Here is an 18,027-nt window from a genome sequence, read left to right on the forward strand (position 1 = left end):
CGACTCTATCAGATCTTTTCTCGATCCGATTTCCTCGGTGCTTTCCAGGTTCCCGCTCTCGCGTTTCCCTTTCCGGCGCTTCCGACTTTATCAGAGATTCTGAGTCGGAATTCCCGCCCCCTCCGGGGACTGGTTCCGGCGCACGAGGTGGCCGGGTTCCCGATCAGGCGGAGCCGTAAACGTACTGGAGCGGGGCGCCCCGATGCAAATCGAGGTGCCCCGCTCCTGGTTCACGCGGTCGTGTGTCCGACGGGCCGTCAGACCTCCACGACCACAGGCAGGATCATCGGCCGGCGCCGGTACGAGTCCGAGACCCACTTGCCCAGGGTGCGGCGCACCAGCTGCTGCAGCTGGTGGGGCTCGACGACACCGTCCTGTGCGGAACGCTCCAGCACTTCCGTGATCTTCGGGATGACCTCGCCGAAGGCGGAGTCCTCGATACCGGAGCCGCGGGCCTGGATGTGCGGACCGCCGGTGATCTTGCCGGTGGAGGAGTCGACCACCACGAAGACCGAGATGATGCCCTCGTCGCCGAGGATCTTGCGGTCCTTCAGGGCCGGCTCGCCGACGTCACCGACCGAGAGGCCGTCGACGTAGACGTATCCGGCCTGGACCTTGCCGGAGATCTTCGCCTTGCCCTCGATGAGGTCGACGGCGACTCCGTCCTCGGCGATGACGATGCGGTCGTGCGGGACACCGGTCAGGGCGCCCAGTTCGGCGTTGGCACGCAGGTGGCGCCATTCGCCGTGGACCGGCATCAGGTTCTTCGGGCGGCAGATGTTGTAGAAGTACAGGAGCTCGCCCGCGGACGCGTGGCCGGAGACGTGGACCTTGGCGTTGCCCTTGTGGACGACGTTGGCGCCCCAGCGGGTCAGGCCGTTGATGACGCGGTAGACCGCGTTCTCGTTGCCGGGGATGAGGGACGACGCGAGGATCACCGTGTCGCCGTTGACGATGCGGATCTGGTGGTCGCGGTTGGCCATCCTCGACAGGGCTGCCATCGGCTCGCCCTGGGAACCGGTGCAGACCAGGACCACCTCGTGGTCCGGGAGGTCGTCCAGCGTCTTGACGTCCACGACCAGGCCCGGTGGGACCTTCAGGTAGCCCAGGTCGCGCGCGATGCCCATGTTGCGGACCATCGAGCGGCCGACGAAGGCGACCCGGCGGCCGTACTCGTGGGCGGCGTCGAGGATCTGCTGGATGCGGTGGACGTGGCTGGCGAAGCTCGCCACGATGACGCGCTTGCGGGCGCCCGCGAAGACCTGGCGCAGGACGTTGGAGATGTCGCGCTCGTGCGGGGTGAAGCCCGGCACCTCCGCGTTCGTGGAGTCGGAGAGGAGGAGGTCGATGCCTTCCTCGCTCAGCCGTGCGAACGCGTGGAGGTCCGTGAGGCGGTTGTCCAGCGGGAGCTGGTCCATCTTGAAGTCGCCGGTGTGGACCACCATGCCGGCGGGCGTGCGGATCGCGACGGCCAGCGCGTCCGGGATGGAGTGGTTGACGGCGACGAACTCGCAGTCGAAGGGGCCGATGCGCTCGCGGTGCCCCTCCGCCACCTCAAGGGTGTAGGGGCGGATGCGGTGTTCCTGGAGCTTGGCCTCGATGAGGGCGAGGGTCAGCTTGGAGCCGATCAGCGGGATGTCCGGCTTCTCGCGCAGGAGGAAGGGGACGCCGCCGATGTGGTCCTCGTGGCCGTGGGTGAGGACGATGCCCTCGATGTCGTCGAGACGGTCTCTGATGGACGAGAAGTCCGGCAGGATCAGGTCGATTCCGGGCTGCTCCTCCTCTGGGAAGAGCACTCCGCAGTCGACGATCAACAGGCGGCCGCCGTACTCGAAGACCGTCATGTTTCGGCCGATTTCGCCGAGTCCACCGAGCGGGGTGACCCGCAGGCCGCCCTCGGGGAGCGGCGGGGGCGCGCTGAGTTCAGGATGCGGATGACTCAAAAGACTCTCCTCACCACGCGCGCCACGTACCGGTCGGGCACGTGGCGCGCGTGACGTTCGTGCAGAAGCAGTTGTCGTTGTGGGGTGCGGGCACCGGTGGCCCGCGTATTCAGTTGTGGAGTTTCGTTGCGCACCCGGGGCGCGCGAAGTCTGGTGCTAGAGCTGTACCCCGCCTGCGGCAAGATCGATCTTGAGCTGCTCGATCTCCTCGGGAGAACACTCGGCCATGGGGGCGCGCAGCGGTCCGGCGGGCAGGCCCTGGAGGGCGAGCGCGGCCTTGGTGGTCATGACGCCCTGGGTGCGGAACATGCCGGTGTAGACCGGGAGCAGCTTCTGGTGGATCTCGGTGGCCTTCTGGACGTCGCCGGAGACGTACGCGTCGACGAGCGCGCGCAGGTCGGGGGTGACCAGGTGGCCGACGACCGAGACGAAGCCGACGGCGCCCACGGAGAGCAGCGGCAGGTTCAGCATGTCGTCGCCGGAGTACCAGGCGAGGCCGGAACGGGCGATGGCCCAGCTGGCGCGGCCCAGGTCGCCCTTGGCGTCCTTGTTGGCGACGATCCGCGGGTGCTCGGCGAGGCGGACGATCGTCTCGGTGTTGATCGGGACGCCGCTGCGGCCGGGGATGTCGTAGAGCATCACCGGCAGCTCGGTGGCGTCGGCGATGGCCTTGAAGTGCCGGTACAGGCCCTCCTGAGGGGGCTTGTTGTAGTACGGCGTGACGACCAGGAGGCCGTGTGCGCCGACCTGCTCGGCTGCTCGGGCGAGCTTCAGGCTGTGCTGGGTGTCGTTGGTGCCGACACCGGCCACCACGTGTGCCCGATCGCCGACGGCCTCCAGGACGGCTCGTACCAGATCCGATTTCTCCGCGTCGCTGGTGGTGGGGGACTCGCCGGTGGTGCCGTTGATGATCAGGCCGTCGTTGCCTGCGTCCACCAGGTGCGTGGCGAGCCGCTGTGCGCCGTCGAGGTCGAGTGCGCCGTCCGCCGTGAAGGGCGTGACCATGGCGGTGAGGACCCGCCCGAAGGGGGTCTGCGGAGTGGAGGTCGGAGCCATGGGTTACACGCTACTCGTTGCGCACGGCGGGGTCTGCCCTAGGGGGGCGCGAAAAGTCAGGACAAAGATGGAGCCCGGCACTGCCTGCTCGGGGGTTCAAGCAGTGCCGGGTCCGTTTGATCAGGCTAGATGAACTTCTCTAAATGCCGCAATACGGACACTTCATGCGGCTGACGGTCGCCTCCTGGCCCGCCTGCGGAAGGCGGGCGCGTTACGGCGCCACCCGGCCGTTCGCATTGAACGCGGCGTACGTCAGCGGCATGAGCTTGGCCCACTCCGCCTCCATCCGCTCGCCGACCATCTCGATCTCCCGCTGCGGGAAGGAGGGCACCTTGGCCAGCTCGTGCTGGGTGCGCAGGCCGAGGAAGTGCATCAGGGAGCGGGCGTTGCAGGTGGCGTACATCGAGGAGAACAGGCCGACCGGGAGGACCGAGCGGGCGACCTCGCGGGCGACGCCGGCGGCGAGCATCTCCTGGTACGCCTCGTACGACTGGCGGTACGAGTCCTCCATGACGCGGCCGACCAGCTCCTGCTGGGCCTGGGTGCCCTCCACGAAGACGTACTTGCCCGGGCGGCCCTCCTGGACCAGCTTGCGGGACTCGTCGGGGACGTAGAAGACGGGCTGGAGCTCGCGGTAGCGGCCGCTCTCCTCGTTGTACGACCAGCCCACGCGGTGGCGCATGAACTCGCGGAAGACGAAGATCGGGGCGCTGATGAAGAAGGTCATCGAGTTGTGCTCGAAGGGGCTGCCGTGCCGGTCCCGCATCAGGTAGTTGATCAGGCCCCTGGAGCGCTCGGGGTCCTTCTGCAGCTCCTCCAGGGACTGCTCGCCGGCGGTGGACACGCGGGCGGCCCACAGCACGTCGGAGTCGGCCGCGCTGTGCTTGACCAGCTCGACGGTGACGTCACTGCGGAAGCTGGGCTTGAGGTCGTCGGCGGGGGTGTCGGTCACGGCTCGGAGGGTCCTTCCATCACTTCTCTGGGCGGCGCCCACTCTACGGGCCGGCAATGACAACGGGGCGTTCGGTGCCGGGTCGCGACATACCTCGGCGAACTTCGGCGAATTTCTGTGAATCCGGCGAATCCCGGCACCTTTTGGGGCACCCGGTCGTCTGTGTGGATGACAGCGATCCGTTCGATCCCCGAGAGGAGCCGGACCTCCCATGTTCCGTCGGCGCGAGCCCGTTCCCTTCGCCTTCGTCGCCGAAGCCGACAGGTTCCGCAGCAATGTCACTCCCCCACCCCGTGAGCGGGCGTCACTCGGCGAGATAGCCGGGCGCTGGCTGCTGGGGCTCACCCTCGTCGCCGGGCTCGTCGGCTCGCTGGTGGTCGGCATGCCCGCACTGGCCACCGACACCGGGGCGCAGACCGAGCAGTCGCAGGCGTCCCAGGGGCGTTGACCCTCCCCCACTGCCCGAATGGCGTGGGATGCACCCCCTTGGCCCCCCGAGAGTGGTGAGCGGGGGCACTGGTCGATAACCTCACCGGGCACAGCCCACGCATGGACCAGTGAGGACCAGCCGTGCCCCTGCCCTTCCTGACGGCCGACCGTGCTTTCGACTCAGCCGACGATGTCGCACTGCCCTTCGAGGACCGTGACCGCTGGCGGCGTCCCTACCGTCCCGGGCCGTGGCGCGTGGGCGTTGCGGCGCTGTGGCTGCTGCTCGCCTCGTTCGTGCTGTTCGCGGCGGTCATCACCGCCCTGACCGGCACGGTGACCGGCGCCGCGGTCGTCTTCGCCGTCGCGCTGGCGGTCATCGCCGGAGCCCTGCGGCTGCTGCGCATGGGGGTGTGGGTGAGCCCGCACGGGCTGCGTCAGGTGGGCTTCCTCGTGACGCGTACGGTGCCCTGGGAGCAGGTCGTCGCCGTGCGGACGACCCAGCAGCCGGTGCGCTGGCTGGGGTTGCCGCGCACGGTGCAGGGGCAGGCGCTGCTGCTCGTACGGCGGGGCCGGGCCACGGACGATCTGCCGGTGCTGATGACGACGCACAACGCGGACTTCCTGGCGCGGACCGAGGCTTTCGACCGGGCCGCCGACGCGGTCGAGGCGTGGGCCGCGGAGAACACGCGCGGCTGACGACACCGAGCACGGCTAAGGGGCCGGACCGCAGTGAGTGCGGGCCGGCCCCTTCGCCATGGCACGGCTGAGCGGACGAGTGCCGGACGGGCTGGGTCGTCGTCGCCACACGGCGTACCGCCGGGGCCGGAACGGCCCAGGCCGCGGAGGTCTCAGGCCTGGACGGTCCTGCCTTCGTGCAGGGCGATGGCCCGTTGCATCGCCTTGCGAGCCCGCGGGGTGTCACGGGCGTCGTGATAGGCGATGGCGAGGCGGAACCAGCTGCGCCAGTCGTCGGGAGCCGCTTCCGTCTCGGCCTTGCGCTTGGCGAAGACCGCGTCGGCCGAGTCGCGGTCGACACGGCCGCTGGGCGTGCGCTTCAACTCGTCGACGGGCAGGCCGCCCTCGGCGTCGAGTTCGGCGGCCAGGGCGTTGGCCTTGCGGACGAACTGGGTGTTCTTCCACAGGAACCACAGGCCGATCACCGGCAGGATCAGCACCGCGACACCGAAGGTGACGGTGAGGACGGTGCCGGACTGAATCAGCATCACGCCACGGCTGCCGACCAGGACGAAATAGACGACCAGGACGGCGGCCGTGACGGCGTAGGAGATCTTCGCGCGCATCGATGGGCCTCGTGTCAGCCGAGGTCCAGGAAGTGCTCCAGGCCGAAGGTCAGGCCCGGAGTGGCCACCACGCGGCGGGCGCCGAGCAGGATGCCCGGCATGAAGCTGCTGTGGTGAAGGGAGTCGTGGCGGATGGTGAGGGTCTCGCCCTCGCCGCCGAGCAGGACCTCCTGGTGGGCCAGGAGGCCGCGCAGTCGGACCGCGTGGACCGGGACGCCGTCGACGTTCGCTCCGCGTGCCCCGTCGAGGGCGGTCTCCGTGGCGTCCGGAGCCGGGGCGGTCCCTGCCGCCCGCCGCGCCTCTGCGATGAGCTGGGCGGTGCGGGTGGCGGTGCCGGACGGAGCGTCGACCTTCTTCGGGTGGTGCAGCTCGACCACCTCGACGGACTCGAAGTAGGGAGCCGCGACCTGCGCGAACTTCATCGTCAGGACGGCCCCGATGGAGAAGTTAGGCGCGATGAGCACACCCGTCTCCGGGGAGGCGGACAGCGAGCCCTTGAGCTGCGTGAGGCGCTCCTCGGTCCAGCCCGTCGTACCGACGACGGCGTGGATGCCGTGGCTCACGCAGTAGTCGAGGTTGGCCATCACCGAGTCGGGCGTGGTCAGTTCGACGGCCACCTGGGCGCCGGTCTCCGCCAGCGTCTCCAGCTTGTCGCCCCGGCTCAGGGCGGCGACCAGCTCCATGTCCTCGGCGGCCTCGACCGCCCGTACCGCCTCGGAACCGATCCGGCCCTTGGCGCCGAGGACCGCCACGCGCAGCTTGCTCATCTCTTGTGCTTCCTTCACCAGGGGATTGGTCAGGCGACGGCGTCGTGCAGCCGGGACGCCTGCTTGTCCTTCAGCGGGCCGATGACGGACAGCGAGGGCCGCTGTCCCAGGATCTCGCGGGCGACCGAGCGCACGTCGTCCGGGGTGACCGCCGCTATCCGGGCCAGCATGTCGTCGACGGACATCTGCTCGCCCCAGCACAGCTCGCTCTTGCCGATGCGGTTCATGAGCGCGCCGGTGTCCTCCAGACCGAGGACGGTGGAGCCCCGGAGCTGGCCGATGGCGCGGTCCATCTCCTCGTCGGACAGACCGTGCCGGGCGACGTGGTCGAGTTCGTCACGGCAGATCTTCAGCACGTCGTGGACCTGCGAGGGCCGGCAGCCGGCGTACACGCCGAACAGGCCGCAGTCGGCGAATCCGGAGGTGTACGAGTAGACGCTGTAGGCCAGGCCGCGCTTCTCGCGGACCTCCTGGAAGAGCCGGGACGACATACCGCCGCCGAGCGCGGTGTTGAGGACGCCGAGGGCCCAGCGGCGTTCGTCCGTACGGGACAGGCCGGGCATGCCGAGGACGACATGGGCCTGCTCGGTCTTGCGGCCGATGAGCTCGACGCGGCCGGTGCTGCGCAGCGCGCGGCGCCCCTCGCGCGGGGCGACGGGTACGGCGTCCGGGTTCTTGAAGGCACCGGCCTTCTCGAAGGCGGCCCGGACCTGCCGTACGACCTTGTTGTGGTCGATGTTGCCGGCGCACGCGACGACGAGGTGGGTCGGGTCGTAGTGCTTCTTGTAGAAGCGGCGGATGCGGTCGGCGGTGAGGGCGTTGACCGTGTCGACCGTGCCGAGGACCGGGCGGCCGAGGGGGTTGTCGCCGAACATGGTGTGCGCGAACAGGTCGTGCACGCAGTCGCCCGGGTCGTCCTCGGTCATGGCGATCTCTTCGAGGATCGCGCCGCGCTCGACGTCGACGTCCTCTTCGAGGATGAGCGAGCCGGTCAGCATGTCGCAGACGACGTCGATGGCGAGCGGCAGGTCGGTGTCGAGCACGCGCGCGTAGTAGCACGTGTACTCCTTCGCCGTGAACGCGTTCATCTCGCCGCCGACCGCGTCGATGGCGGAGGAGATGTCCAGGGCGGATCTGCGGGTGGTGCCCTTGAAGAGCAGGTGCTCCAGGTAGTGCGTGGCGCCGTTCAGGGCGCGCGTCTCGTCGCGGGAGCCCACGTGCGCCCAGATGCCGAAGGTGGCGGAGCGGACGGAGGGCAGGGTCTCGGTGACGATGCGCAGGCCGCCGGGGAGGGTGGTCTTGCGGACCGTGCCGATGCCGTTGGCGCCCTTGATGAGGGTTTGGGTACGGGCGACGGCCCGCGCCTCCGAGGAGGTGCGGGCCGTCGCCGTGGAGCTACTCGACGTCACTTGTCGGCGTCGTCCTTCTTGTCGTCGGCCGAGCCACCGTCGGACTCGGCCTCGCCCTCGATCACGGGGACGAGGGAGAGCTTGCCGCGGGAGTCGATCTCGGCGATCTCGACCTGGACCTTCTGGCCCACGCCGAGCACGTCCTCGACGTTCTCCACGCGCTTGCCGCCGGCCAGCTTGCGGATCTGCGAGATGTGCAGCAGACCGTCCTTGCCGGGGAGGAGCGAGACGAACGCGCCGAACGTGGTCGTCTTGACGACCGTGCCCAGGTAGCGCTCGCCGACCTCGGGCATCGTCGGGTTGGCGATGCCGTTGATCGTGGTGCGGGCGGCCTCGGCGGAGGGGCCGTCGGCGGCGCCGATGTAGATGGTGCCGTCGTCCTCGATCGTGATCTCGGCGCCGGTGTCCTCCTGGATCTGGTTGATCATCTTGCCCTTCGGGCCGATGACCTCGCCGATCTTGTCGACCGGGATCTTCACGGTGATGATCCGCGGCGCGTTCGGGGACATCTCGTCCGGCGTGTCGATCGCTTCCATCATCACGTCGAGGATGTGGAGGCGGGCGTCACGGGCCTGCTTCAGAGCGGCGGCCAGCACGGAGGCGGGGATGCCGTCCAGCTTGGTGTCGAGCTGGAGGGCGGTCACGAACTCCTTCGTACCGGCGACCTTGAAGTCCATGTCGCCGAAGGCGTCCTCCGCACCGAGGATGTCGGTGAGGGTGACGTAGTGCGTCTCGCCCTCGATCTCCTGGGAGATCAGGCCCATGGCGATACCGGCGACGGGGGCCTTCAGCGGCACACCGGCGTTCAGCAGCGACATGGTGGAGGCGCAGACCGAGCCCATGGACGTCGAGCCGTTGGAGCTGAGCGCCTCGGAGACCTGGCGGATCGCGTAGGGGAACTCCTCGCGCGTCGGCAGGACCGGCACGAGGGCGCGCTCGGCGAGGGCGCCGTGGCCGATCTCGCGGCGCTTCGGGGAGCCGACGCGGCCGGTCTCGCCGGTGGAGTACGGCGGGAAGTTGTAGTTGTGCATGTAGCGCTTGCGGGTCACCGGGGAGAGGGTGTCCAGCTGCTGCTCCATGCGGAGCATGTTGAGGGTGGTGACGCCCAGGATCTGGGTCTCGCCACGCTCGAACACCGCGGAGCCGTGCACCCGCGGGATGGCCTCGACCTCGGCGGCGAGCGTACGGATGTCCGTCACGCCACGGCCGTCGATGCGCTTCTTCTCCTTGATGACGCGCTCACGGACCAGGGTCTTGGTCAGCGAGCGGTACGCGGCGGAGATCTCCTTCTCGCGGCCCTCGAACTCCGGCAGGAGCTTCTCGGCGGCGAGCGCCTTGACGCGGTCCAGCTCGGCCTCGCGCTCCTGCTTGCCGGCGATGGTGAGCGCCTGGGCGAGCTCGGGCTTGACGGCGGCGGTCAGCGCCTCCAGCACGTCGTCCTGGTAGTCCAGGAAGATCGGGAATTCGCCGGTCGGCTTGGCGGCCTTCGCGGCGAGGTCGGCCTGGGCCTTGCAGAGCACCTTGATGAAGGGCTTCGCGGCCTCCAGACCGGCGGCGACGACCTCCTCGGTCGGCGCCTCGGCGCCACCCTTGACCAGCTGAATGGTCTTCTCGGTGGCCTCGGCCTCGACCATCATGATCGCGACGTCGCCGTCCTCCAGGGTGCGGCCCGCGACGACCATGTCGAAGACGGCGTCCTCGAGCTCGGTGTGCGTCGGGAAGGCCACCCACTGGCCGCTGATCAGCGCGACGCGGACGCCGCCGATCGGGCCGGAGAAGGGCAGGCCGGCCAGCTGCGTGGACGCGGACGCGGCGTTGATCGCCACGACGTCGTACAGGTGGTCGGGGTTGAGCGCCATGATCGTGGCGACGACCTGGATCTCGTTGCGCAGGCCCTTCTTGAAGGACGGGCGCAGCGGGCGGTCGATCAGGCGGCAGGTGAGGATGGCGTCCTCGGAGGGGCGGCCCTCACGGCGGAAGAAGCTGCCGGGGATCTTGCCGGCGGCGTACATCCGCTCCTCGACGTCCACCGTCAGGGGGAAGAAGTCGAGCTGGTCCTTGGGGTTCTTGGAGGCGGTGGTGGCCGACAGCACCATGGTGTCGTCGTCCAGGTAGGCCACGGCGGAACCAGCGGCCTGCTTGGCCAGGCGGCCCGTCTCGAAGCGGATGGTGCGGGTGCCGAAGGAGCCGTTGTCGATGACGGCCTCGGCGTAGTGGGTCTCGTTCTCCACTAGCGTTTTCTCCGTTACTTTGTCGTCTTTTGTCCCTCGCTGCCCGTGTGGCAGGGGGACGGTGGCGGAGAAGCGCTCCGTGCGGTGCGGGCCGGTCTTCGATCGAAGCACCCGGGGCTCGCTTCCCCCGGGGGCCACTACCGAGGACCGGCGGCGGCTAGGCGCGCTTCTCCTCGTTCTTGTCGTGCTGTGTCGTCCGTATTGCGTTGTGCTACCACACTACAAAGCGTGGGTGACACTCCGCATGTTTCCGCACGTACGGCTGATCATGCGTACGTACGGCAAAGGGAGCGGCTCCCGATGTCCCGGGAACCGCTCCCTTCACGGCGTCTTACTTGGCGCCCGCCGCACCACGGCGGATGCCGAGGCGGTCGACCAGCGCACGGAAGCGCTGGATGTCCTTCTTGGCCAGGTACTGCAGCAGGCGGCGGCGCTGACCGACCAGGATCAGCAGACCACGACGGGAGTGGTGGTCGTGCTTGTGGGTCTTGAGGTGCTCGGTCAGGTCCGTGATCCGGCGCGAAAGCATGGCGACCTGGACCTCGGGGGAGCCGGTGTCGCCCTCCTTCTGACCGAACTCGGCGATGATCTGCTTCTTCGTAGCGGCGTCGAGCGGCACGCGTACTCCTCATGAACTGTGATTGCCACCGAGTGCCCCTGGTCTTCTTCTCAGGAGAGCTTCCGTGACTCGGGAGGCGGGATCCGCTGGGCGCGTCCCCCAGATGCTCCGGGGGCGCGTACACAAACGGCCGTCACACAGCGTACCAGCCCGCGAGCACGCCCCGGACAGCGGTCCTGGCCGGTCAGAAGCCGCCGCGGACCTTGGCGTAGACGTCCAGGACCGCCAGGCAGATCGGGACCAGCGACAGCAGGACCAGCGAGTCCGCGAGGTCCAGCATCCGGCCCCAGAACGGGGACAGGCCCTTCTGCGGCACGATCAGGGCGATCGCGATCAGCAGCAGCACGCCGGCACCGACCGAGGCGCCGAGCCACAGGGTGCGGACGTCGACCGGCCCGGAGTTGCCCTGCAGCAGTTCCATGACGATGTCGGCGGGCGGCGAGATGGCGAGGCCGAGGACCAGCAGGCCCAGCGTGACGACACCGGCGACGAACAGGCAGGTGACCTGGGCGGTGTAGCGGAACAGACGGGCCCGCAGCATCGCGGCGAGGCCGGTGCACAGGGCCAGCAGCTGGGCCCAGCCGTTGTCGCTGAAGCCGAGCACCGCGCCGCCCGCGCCGATGATGACGACGGCACAGCCGCCCACCAGACCGAGCAGCAGCTCGTGACCCCGGCTGGTCTGGGCGACGATGCGCTGGACGTCGACGGCCTCCTGGTCGCCCTCGCGGCCCTCGCGGCGGGCCCGGGCCAGGTCCTCCGGGTTGCGGAAGCCGATCGGCAGCTTGGCGAAGCGGGCCGACCAGCCGGGCAGGAAGCCGACGACCGCCAGGGCGACGACCGCGGTGCCGGCCGCGATCTCCCGGGGCTCGGCCTCGGTGAGCACCCCGAAGAACACGGCGAGGGTGCCGATCGCGGAGGCCAGCGCGGCGGCCACGAAGGGGGCGTCGCCCTGCGGCAGCAGCATGATCAGGACGACGGAGCAGAGCAGGACGGTGACACAGCCCACGAGGAACTGGATCCTGCCGGGGCCCTCACCCGCGTCCTGGGGGATGATGCCGGAGCCCGCGATGAGCGCGTGCGGCAGCGCCGAGATGCCGAGTGCGACGGCGGAACCGCGGTCGTCGTACACCCGGGCGCGGACGCCGGCGAGGGCCGTGAGGGCCAGCGCGGTGACACCGGCGAGGATGCCCTGCAGGCCGTTCATGTCGTGCCGGATCGGGTCCGCGAACCAGAAGACGAAGCCGAGCATGACCAGGAGCAGCGATCCCGCGACGAGACCGGCGAGCCGCATCAGGTTGTCGTTCCAGCTGCGCAGGTCCTGCTTGACCGCGGCGGCGATCGCGTCCACCACGTCGTCGTGCACGGCCGGAGGCAGTGAGTCCGCGAAGGTGCGCAGCAGCAGCACCTCGCCGTCGCGGACCCGGTGCTCCAGCAACGACCGGCTGGCGTCGAGCACCTGGCCCTCGCGGGTCACCAGGTGGTATCCCGAGGGGCTGGTGTCCGACTGGACCAGGCCCGAGAGCCTCACGATCTCGGGAAAGAGGTCCTGGATCGGCAAGTCCTCGGGCAGCGCGACGTCGACACGGCTGTCCGGTGCTGCGATGGTGATTCGGCAGAAACCTGTCGAAGTCCCCGTGCTCACCTGGTGTTCCCCCTGCTAGACAAGGCTTCCTCGCGCCGCTCGTACGACGCGGAGCGCCACCATATCCGTTGCTGTACCCGGCCCAGCCCCTGCCTCCCTCATTCCTCCCAGGACCTGCGCCGCATCTCCATGCGCCTGCCTCCCTCGGGCACCGAACGCATCAGTAGGATCGACGCCTACGCGAACGACGCCTACGCGAACGAGAACACGTCGCGGTACACGGGGGCGTCGGTGCCAGGACGTATCAATCGCTAAGGATGAGTGCATCGGTGAGCGTCGTCATCATCAAGCGGCCACCGCGGACAGTGCCCCCGGCCGTCCCGGACGGCGAGGTCAAACTAGAGACGCCGCCCGAGATTCCGCGCGAGGCCGACGAGGGCATGCTGATGAACCTGCTGCCCATGATGGGCATGCTCGGTTCCGTCGGCTTCTTCTTCATGCCCAACCTGCCCCCTTACATGAGGGTGGTCGGCGGGCTGATGCTCGCCTCGACCGTGGCGATGGCCATCGCCCAGTTCGCCAAGTCCCGGCAGGGCGGCGGCGCGGGGATGGCCCAGGACCGGCGTGACTACTTCCGTTATCTGGAGCAGGTCCGCAAGGACGTGCACAAGACCGCGGAACTGCAGCGGCGCAGCCAGCTGTTCCAGCACCCCGACCCGGAGCAGCTGTGGGCGGTGGCGGCCGACAACAAGCGGCTGTGGGAGCGGCGCCCGACCGACGCGGACTTCGCGTCGGTCCGGATCGGCCGCGGCGTGCAGCAGCTCAACACCCCGCTCGTCGCGCCGGAGACGGCGCCCAAGGAGGAGCTGGAGCCCCTGACCGCGGCCGCCATGAAGGCGTTCCTCGACGCGCACGGCAGTCTGTCCGACCTGCCCGTCGCCGTGTCGCTGCGCGCCTTCTACCACGTGACGATCTGCGGGGAGACCGACACGGTCTACGGCAACGCCCGTGCCGCGCTGGCCCAGCTGGCCACGCTGCACTCGCCCGAGGACCTGATGATCGCCGTGGTGGCGCATCCCTCCGCCGCGGCGGACTGGGACTGGATCAAGTGGCTGCCGCACAGCCAGCACCCGAAGGTCAAGGACGGCGCGGGCTCGGCCCGGCTGCTCTTCGACGACCTCGGCGAGCTGGAGGAGGCGCTGGCGGACCAGCTGGACGACCGGCCCCGCTGGAACCGTGAGGCGAACCCGGTCTACGACCAGCCGCACCTGATCGTGATCCTGGACGGCGGCACCGTACCGCCGGACTCCGAACTCGCCGGTGCCGAGGGCCTGCAGGGCGTCACCTTCCTGGAGATCGCCCCCGGGGAGCTGGAGGAGGAGCTGCGCGCGGGTCTGACGATCTACGCGAAGCCGGACCGGATGCGCCTGTTCGTCGGCCACGAGTCGGCGTACAGCGGCAAGCCGGACCTGCTCAACGTGGCTCAGGCCGAGTCCCTGGCGCGGCAGCTGGCCCCGTTCCGGGTCGGCTCCGCGGAGGAGGGCGAACCGCTGCTGTCCAACCTGGACTTCACCGACCTCATGGGCATCGGCGACGCGGGCACCGTGGACGTGTCCCGCACCTGGCGTCCGCGTACGCTGCACGAGCGGCTGCGGGTGCCGATCGGCGTCGGCGAGAACGGCGAGCCGGTCATGCTGGACCTCAAGGAGGCCTCGCAGGAAGGCATGGGCCCGCACGGCCTTTGCGTCGGAGCGACCGGTTCCGGTAAGTCCGAGGTGCTGCGCACGCTGGTGCTCGGTCTCGCGGTCACGCACTCCTCCGAGACGCTGAACTTCATCCTCGCGGACTTCAAGGGTGGCGCGACCTTCGCCGGCATGGCGGACATGCCGCACACCGCGGCGGTCATCACCAACCTGGCCGACGACCTCACCCTCGTCGACCGTATGCGCGACTCCATCATGGGTGAGACGCAGCGCCGTCAGGAGCTGCTGCGCTCGGCGGGCAACTACGCCAACCTGCACGACTACGAGAAGGCCAGGGCGGCGGGCGCCGCGCTGGAGCCGATGGCCTCGCTGGTGATCGTGCTCGACGAGTTCTCCGAACTCCTCACCGCCAAGCCGGACTTCATCGACATGTTCATCCAGATCGGCCGTATCGGCCGGTCGCTGGGCATTCACCTGCTGCTGGCCTCGCAGCGCCTGGAAGAGGGCAAGCTGCGCGGCCTCGACACCTACCTGTCGTACCGGATCGGTCTGCGGACCTTCTCCGCCGCCGAGTCCCGTACGGCGATCGGCGTCCCGGACGCCTACCACCTGCCGTCGATCCCCGGCTCCGGTTACCTGCGCTACGACACCGACACCATGGTCCGCTTCAAGGCGGCGTACGTGTCGGGCCCGTACCACGGCGAGGGCCCCTCCCGGGTGAGCCGCTCGACGCAGCTGCGTCCGGCGCTGTTCACGGCGGAGCAGGTGGCGCTGCCGCCGCAGCCGGTGGTCGAGGAGCCCGAGCCCGACAACAGGGTGGACGACGCGCTCGCCGACACCGTCCTGGACGTCCTGGTCGCCAGGATGGTCAACCAGGGCCCGCCCGCCCACCAGGTGTGGCTGCCCCCGCTGGACGAGGCACCCTCGTTGGAGCAGCTCCTGCCCCAGCTCGCCGTCTCCCCGGAGCGCGGCCTGACCGCGCCCGACTACACGGCGCTCGGCCGGCTCAACGTGCCGGTCGGCCTGGTGGACAAGCCGTTCGAACAGCGGCGCGACGTGCTGTACCGGGACTTCTCCGGCGGTGCCGGCCACGGTCTGTTCGTCGGTGGCCCGCAGTCCGGCAAGTCGACGCTGCTGCGCTCGCTCATCTCGTCGTTCGCCCTCACGCACACGCCGTCCGAAGTGCAGTTCTACTGCCTGGACTTCGGTGGTGGCGGTCTGATCTCGATGGAGGAGCTGGCACACGTCGGCGGGGTCGCCAACCGTCTGGACGCCGAGAAGGTGCGCCGTACGGTCAGCGAGGTCGAGGGCATCCTCAACACGCGTGAGGAGTACTTCCGTACCCACAACGTCGACTCGATCCAGACGTACCGCCAGCGCCGCAACTCCGGTCAGCTGCCCGACCAGCCGTGGGGCGACGTCTTCCTCGTCATCGACGGCTGGGCGACCTTCAAGACGGACTACGAGATGCTGGAGGCCACCGTCACCGAGATCGCCACGCGTGGTCTCGGCTTCGGTGTGCACGTGATCCTGACCGCGAGCCGCTACACCGAGGTGCGGCCGGCGCTCAAGGACATGCTCCAGAACCGCATCGAGCTGCGGCTCGGTGACCCGACGGAGTCGGAGGTCGACCGCAAGGTCGCCCAGAACGTCCCCGCCACCGTGCCGGGTCGTGGTCTGACCCAGGAGAAGCTGCACTTCATGGCGGCGCTGCCCCGGGTCGACGGCTCCTCGGAGACGGACGACCTGTCCGAGGCGACCTCGATCCTCATCCGCGGCATCAACGACAACTGGCAGGGCAACCACGCCCCGGCGGTGCGTCTGCTGCCCACGATGCTGCCGTCCGACCGGCTGCCCAAGGGCTTCGAGCACCCGGACCGCGGTGTCGCCATCGGTATCGACGAGTCCTCGCTGTCGCCGGTCTTCGTCGACTTCGAGACCGACCCGCTCTTCATCGTGTTCGGTGAGAGCGAGTCCGGTAAGTCCGCGATGCTCAGGCTGCTGATCAAGCAGATCACCGAGCGCTACACACCGGACCAGGCGAAGATCGTCATGGGTGACTACCGACGCGCCCACCTGGAGGGCGTGCCGGAGACGCACCTGTCGCGCTACTGCGCGTCGGCGCCCGCCCTGACGGAGACGCTGGAGGGCCTGGCCGGTTCGATGAACCGCCGTATGCCGGGCCCGGACGTCACGCCCGAGCAGCTGCGCAACCGCAGCTGGTACAGCAGCCCGGACGCGTTCGTCATCGTCGACGACTACGACCTGGTGGCGACAGGTGTGAACCCGCTGGCCCCGCTCCTGGAGTACCTGCCGTTCGCCCGCGACATCGGCCTGCGCATCATCATCGCGCGCGCCTCGGGCGGTGCGAGCCGGTCGCTGTACGAGCCGGTGATGCAGCGGATGCGCGAGCTCGGCGCCCAGGGCATCGTCCTCTCCGGCGACCGCTCGGAGGGCGCGCTGCTCGGCAACATCACGGCGACGCAGCTGCCGCCCGGCCGTGGTTACTTCCACACGCGCCGACGCGGTGGGCAGCTCATCCAGACGGGGTGGCTGCCGAACCGCTTCTGAGGAACGGCCGGTCGAGCGTGAGGGGCGGTACCCGGGCGGGTGCCGTCCCTCTGCGTCGGCGGGGAGGGGTGGGAGGGGCGGTACCCGGGCGGGTGCCGTCCCTCTGCGTCGCCGGGAGGGGTGGGGCTGAGCGGACGGCACCGCTAAGGTGGCGTTGCTGCTGAAAAGACGAGCCACGGGGGGCAGTTGTGCCATCGGAATACATGGACTCCGATCCCGCGGTCCTCAAGACCGAGGGCCTCAACATGTTCAACGTCGGCATCGACTTCGCCAAGGCCGTGACGGCCTTGCAGACCGGGCTGACCGCGCTGGAGAAGGGTGACACCCTGCCCTGGGGCGACGACGACATCGGCGAGAAGTTCGGCGTCGTCTACGAGGGCCTGCGCGACGGCATGTACGAGTCGATGGCGAGCCTGGCGGAGCGCATCGCCGGGATGGGGGTCGCCTTCGGCAAGATGGGCGTGGCGCACGAGCAGAACGAGGCCGAGCAGGACGCCATCTGGCAGCGGACGATGTCCGAGTACGACGGTCAGGTGCAGGTGCCGTCCGGAGGCGTGCACGCGACGATGCGGCCTCGCCAGGACCTCTGAACCGTGCGGCGCCGCGAGGACCTCGCAAGTATGGGGCGTCGCCGGGACCCCTCGACCATGCGGCGTCGCCAGAACCTCACGACCATGCGGCGTCGCGAGGACCTCACGACCAAGCGGCGCCGCGAGGACCTCACGACCAAGCGGCGCCGCGAGGACCTCACGACCATGCGGCGTCGCCAGGACCTCACGACCAAGCGGCCCAGCCACAACCTCTGATCCGCAACGGACACATGGGGCCCACCGACGCAAGTAGGGTGAGCCCCACACGTCGTTCGCACGTCAGGAGAGGCCAAGCGGCATGACCGAGGCACGCAACCACGAGGTCGGGACTCAGGCCGAGGACATCAAGGCGCGCAAGGAGCGGGAGCGGGACGAGTTGTACGCCCTCGACATCTCCGGCGTCGAGTGGCACTGCGCGCCCGGTACGGAGCAGCACGAGGAGCGCGTCGAGATCGCGTACCTTCCCGAAGGCGCGGTGGCCATGCGGTCGTCCCTCGATCCCGGCACGGTACTCCGGTACACCGAGGCGGAGTGGCGGGCGTTCGTACTCGGGGCGCGGGACGGGGAGTTCGATCTGGAGCCGGCGCCGCACAGCGGGGGTGTGACAGCGGCCGAGTAGGTCCACCGCTTCGCGTCGTAGGCGGGGCTTTCCGGCCGGGGTCCCAGCGGGGGCGGGGGCGGTTTCGGGGTGGATGGCCACGAAGGTGGTCGCCGACAAGAGGCGGTCGCGGCGGTCCAGTAGTGCGTCCCGCACATATTGCGCGACGAGTCCGAGTGGGCGGAGTGCATATCGACCCATTCGAGGTGTAGGGCACAAGAAGACGACCCGGGCCGTACGCGGTGACAGGACACCTGTGACAGGCCGGTGGGGCTT

15 protein-coding genes are annotated in these 18,027 nt (G+C 69.4%); 6 read left to right on the forward strand and 9 right to left on the reverse strand.

Annotated elements, in window-relative coordinates:
- Nucleotides 1-257: 257 nt before the first annotated feature.
- The 3 genes from ACWCPI_RS36610 to thyX form a co-directional block, all read right to left on the reverse strand.
- The gene (locus ACWCPI_RS36610; protein WP_451042282.1) at nt 258-1,943 is read right to left on the reverse strand and encodes a ribonuclease J; all 1,686 of its coding nucleotides are present in this window, start codon (nt 1,941-1,943) and stop codon (nt 258-260) included.
- A gap of 156 nt (nt 1,944-2,099) precedes the next feature.
- On the reverse strand, nt 2,100-2,999 hold the full coding sequence (gene dapA / locus ACWCPI_RS36615; RefSeq protein WP_451042283.1) for a 4-hydroxy-tetrahydrodipicolinate synthase: 900 nt from the start codon (nt 2,997-2,999) through the stop codon (nt 2,100-2,102).
- A 211-nt stretch (nt 3,000-3,210) separates the two neighbouring features.
- Nucleotides 3,211-3,951, reverse strand: a complete 741-nt coding sequence (gene thyX, locus ACWCPI_RS36620) for an FAD-dependent thymidylate synthase (RefSeq protein ID WP_451042284.1) — start codon at nt 3,949-3,951, stop codon at nt 3,211-3,213.
- Nucleotides 3,952-4,162: 211 nt separating this feature from the next.
- Between thyX and ACWCPI_RS36625 the strand changes: the two genes are divergently transcribed.
- Both ACWCPI_RS36625 and ACWCPI_RS36630 read left to right on the forward strand, forming a co-directional pair.
- Entirely contained in the window at nt 4,163-4,399 is a 237-nt protein-coding gene (locus ACWCPI_RS36625) for a hypothetical protein (protein WP_451042285.1), read from the forward strand.
- Nucleotides 4,400-4,521: 122 nt separating this feature from the next.
- The gene (locus tag ACWCPI_RS36630; RefSeq protein ID WP_451042286.1) at nt 4,522-5,076 is read left to right on the forward strand and encodes a hypothetical protein; all 555 of its coding nucleotides are present in this window, start codon (nt 4,522-4,524) and stop codon (nt 5,074-5,076) included.
- Nucleotides 5,077-5,228: 152 nt separating this feature from the next.
- On the opposite strand, the gene ACWCPI_RS36635 is transcribed toward ACWCPI_RS36630, so the two are convergent.
- From ACWCPI_RS36635 to eccD, 6 genes are all read right to left on the reverse strand, one after another.
- A complete protein-coding gene (locus ACWCPI_RS36635) occupies nt 5,229-5,681 on the reverse strand; it encodes a hypothetical protein (protein WP_451042287.1) in 453 nt (150 codons plus the stop codon).
- Nucleotides 5,682-5,695: 14 nt separating this feature from the next.
- A complete protein-coding gene (dapB, locus tag ACWCPI_RS36640) occupies nt 5,696-6,448 on the reverse strand; it encodes a 4-hydroxy-tetrahydrodipicolinate reductase (RefSeq protein WP_451042288.1) in 753 nt (250 codons plus the stop codon).
- Between the two features lie 29 nt (nt 6,449-6,477).
- Nucleotides 6,478-7,857, reverse strand: coding sequence for a M16 family metallopeptidase (locus ACWCPI_RS36645; protein ID WP_451042289.1), 1,380 nt, complete (start codon nt 7,855-7,857; stop codon nt 6,478-6,480).
- Entirely contained in the window at nt 7,854-10,088 is a 2,235-nt protein-coding gene (locus tag ACWCPI_RS36650) for a polyribonucleotide nucleotidyltransferase (protein ID WP_388812689.1), read from the reverse strand. Before ACWCPI_RS36650 ends, ACWCPI_RS36645 begins: the two co-directional genes overlap by 4 nt.
- Before the next feature lie 331 nt (nt 10,089-10,419).
- Entirely contained in the window at nt 10,420-10,707 is a 288-nt protein-coding gene (rpsO, locus tag ACWCPI_RS36655; RefSeq protein WP_019754236.1) for a 30S ribosomal protein S15, read from the reverse strand.
- Nucleotides 10,708-10,891: 184 nt separating this feature from the next.
- The gene (gene eccD / locus ACWCPI_RS36660; RefSeq protein WP_451042290.1) at nt 10,892-12,349 is read right to left on the reverse strand and encodes a type VII secretion integral membrane protein EccD; all 1,458 of its coding nucleotides are present in this window, start codon (nt 12,347-12,349) and stop codon (nt 10,892-10,894) included.
- 269 nt (nt 12,350-12,618) lie between these two features.
- On the opposite strand from eccD, the gene eccCa reads away from it, so the two are divergent.
- From eccCa to ACWCPI_RS36680, 4 genes are all read left to right on the forward strand, one after another.
- Nucleotides 12,619-16,563, forward strand: coding sequence for a type VII secretion protein EccCa (gene eccCa, locus ACWCPI_RS36665; RefSeq protein WP_451042291.1), 3,945 nt, complete (start codon nt 12,619-12,621; stop codon nt 16,561-16,563).
- 203 nt (nt 16,564-16,766) lie between these two features.
- On the forward strand, nt 16,767-17,153 hold the full coding sequence (locus tag ACWCPI_RS36670; RefSeq protein ID WP_451042292.1) for a hypothetical protein: 387 nt from the start codon (nt 16,767-16,769) through the stop codon (nt 17,151-17,153).
- Between the two features lie 84 nt (nt 17,154-17,237).
- Complete coding sequence (locus tag ACWCPI_RS36675) at nt 17,238-17,369, forward strand: hypothetical protein (RefSeq protein WP_451042293.1); 132 nt, start codon at nt 17,238-17,240, stop codon at nt 17,367-17,369.
- Between the two features lie 82 nt (nt 17,370-17,451).
- Entirely contained in the window at nt 17,452-17,772 is a 321-nt protein-coding gene (locus tag ACWCPI_RS36680; protein WP_451042294.1) for a DUF397 domain-containing protein, read from the forward strand.
- Nucleotides 17,773-18,027 lie beyond the last annotated feature (255 nt).

This window comes from Streptomyces sp. NPDC001920 (assembly GCF_053594495.1).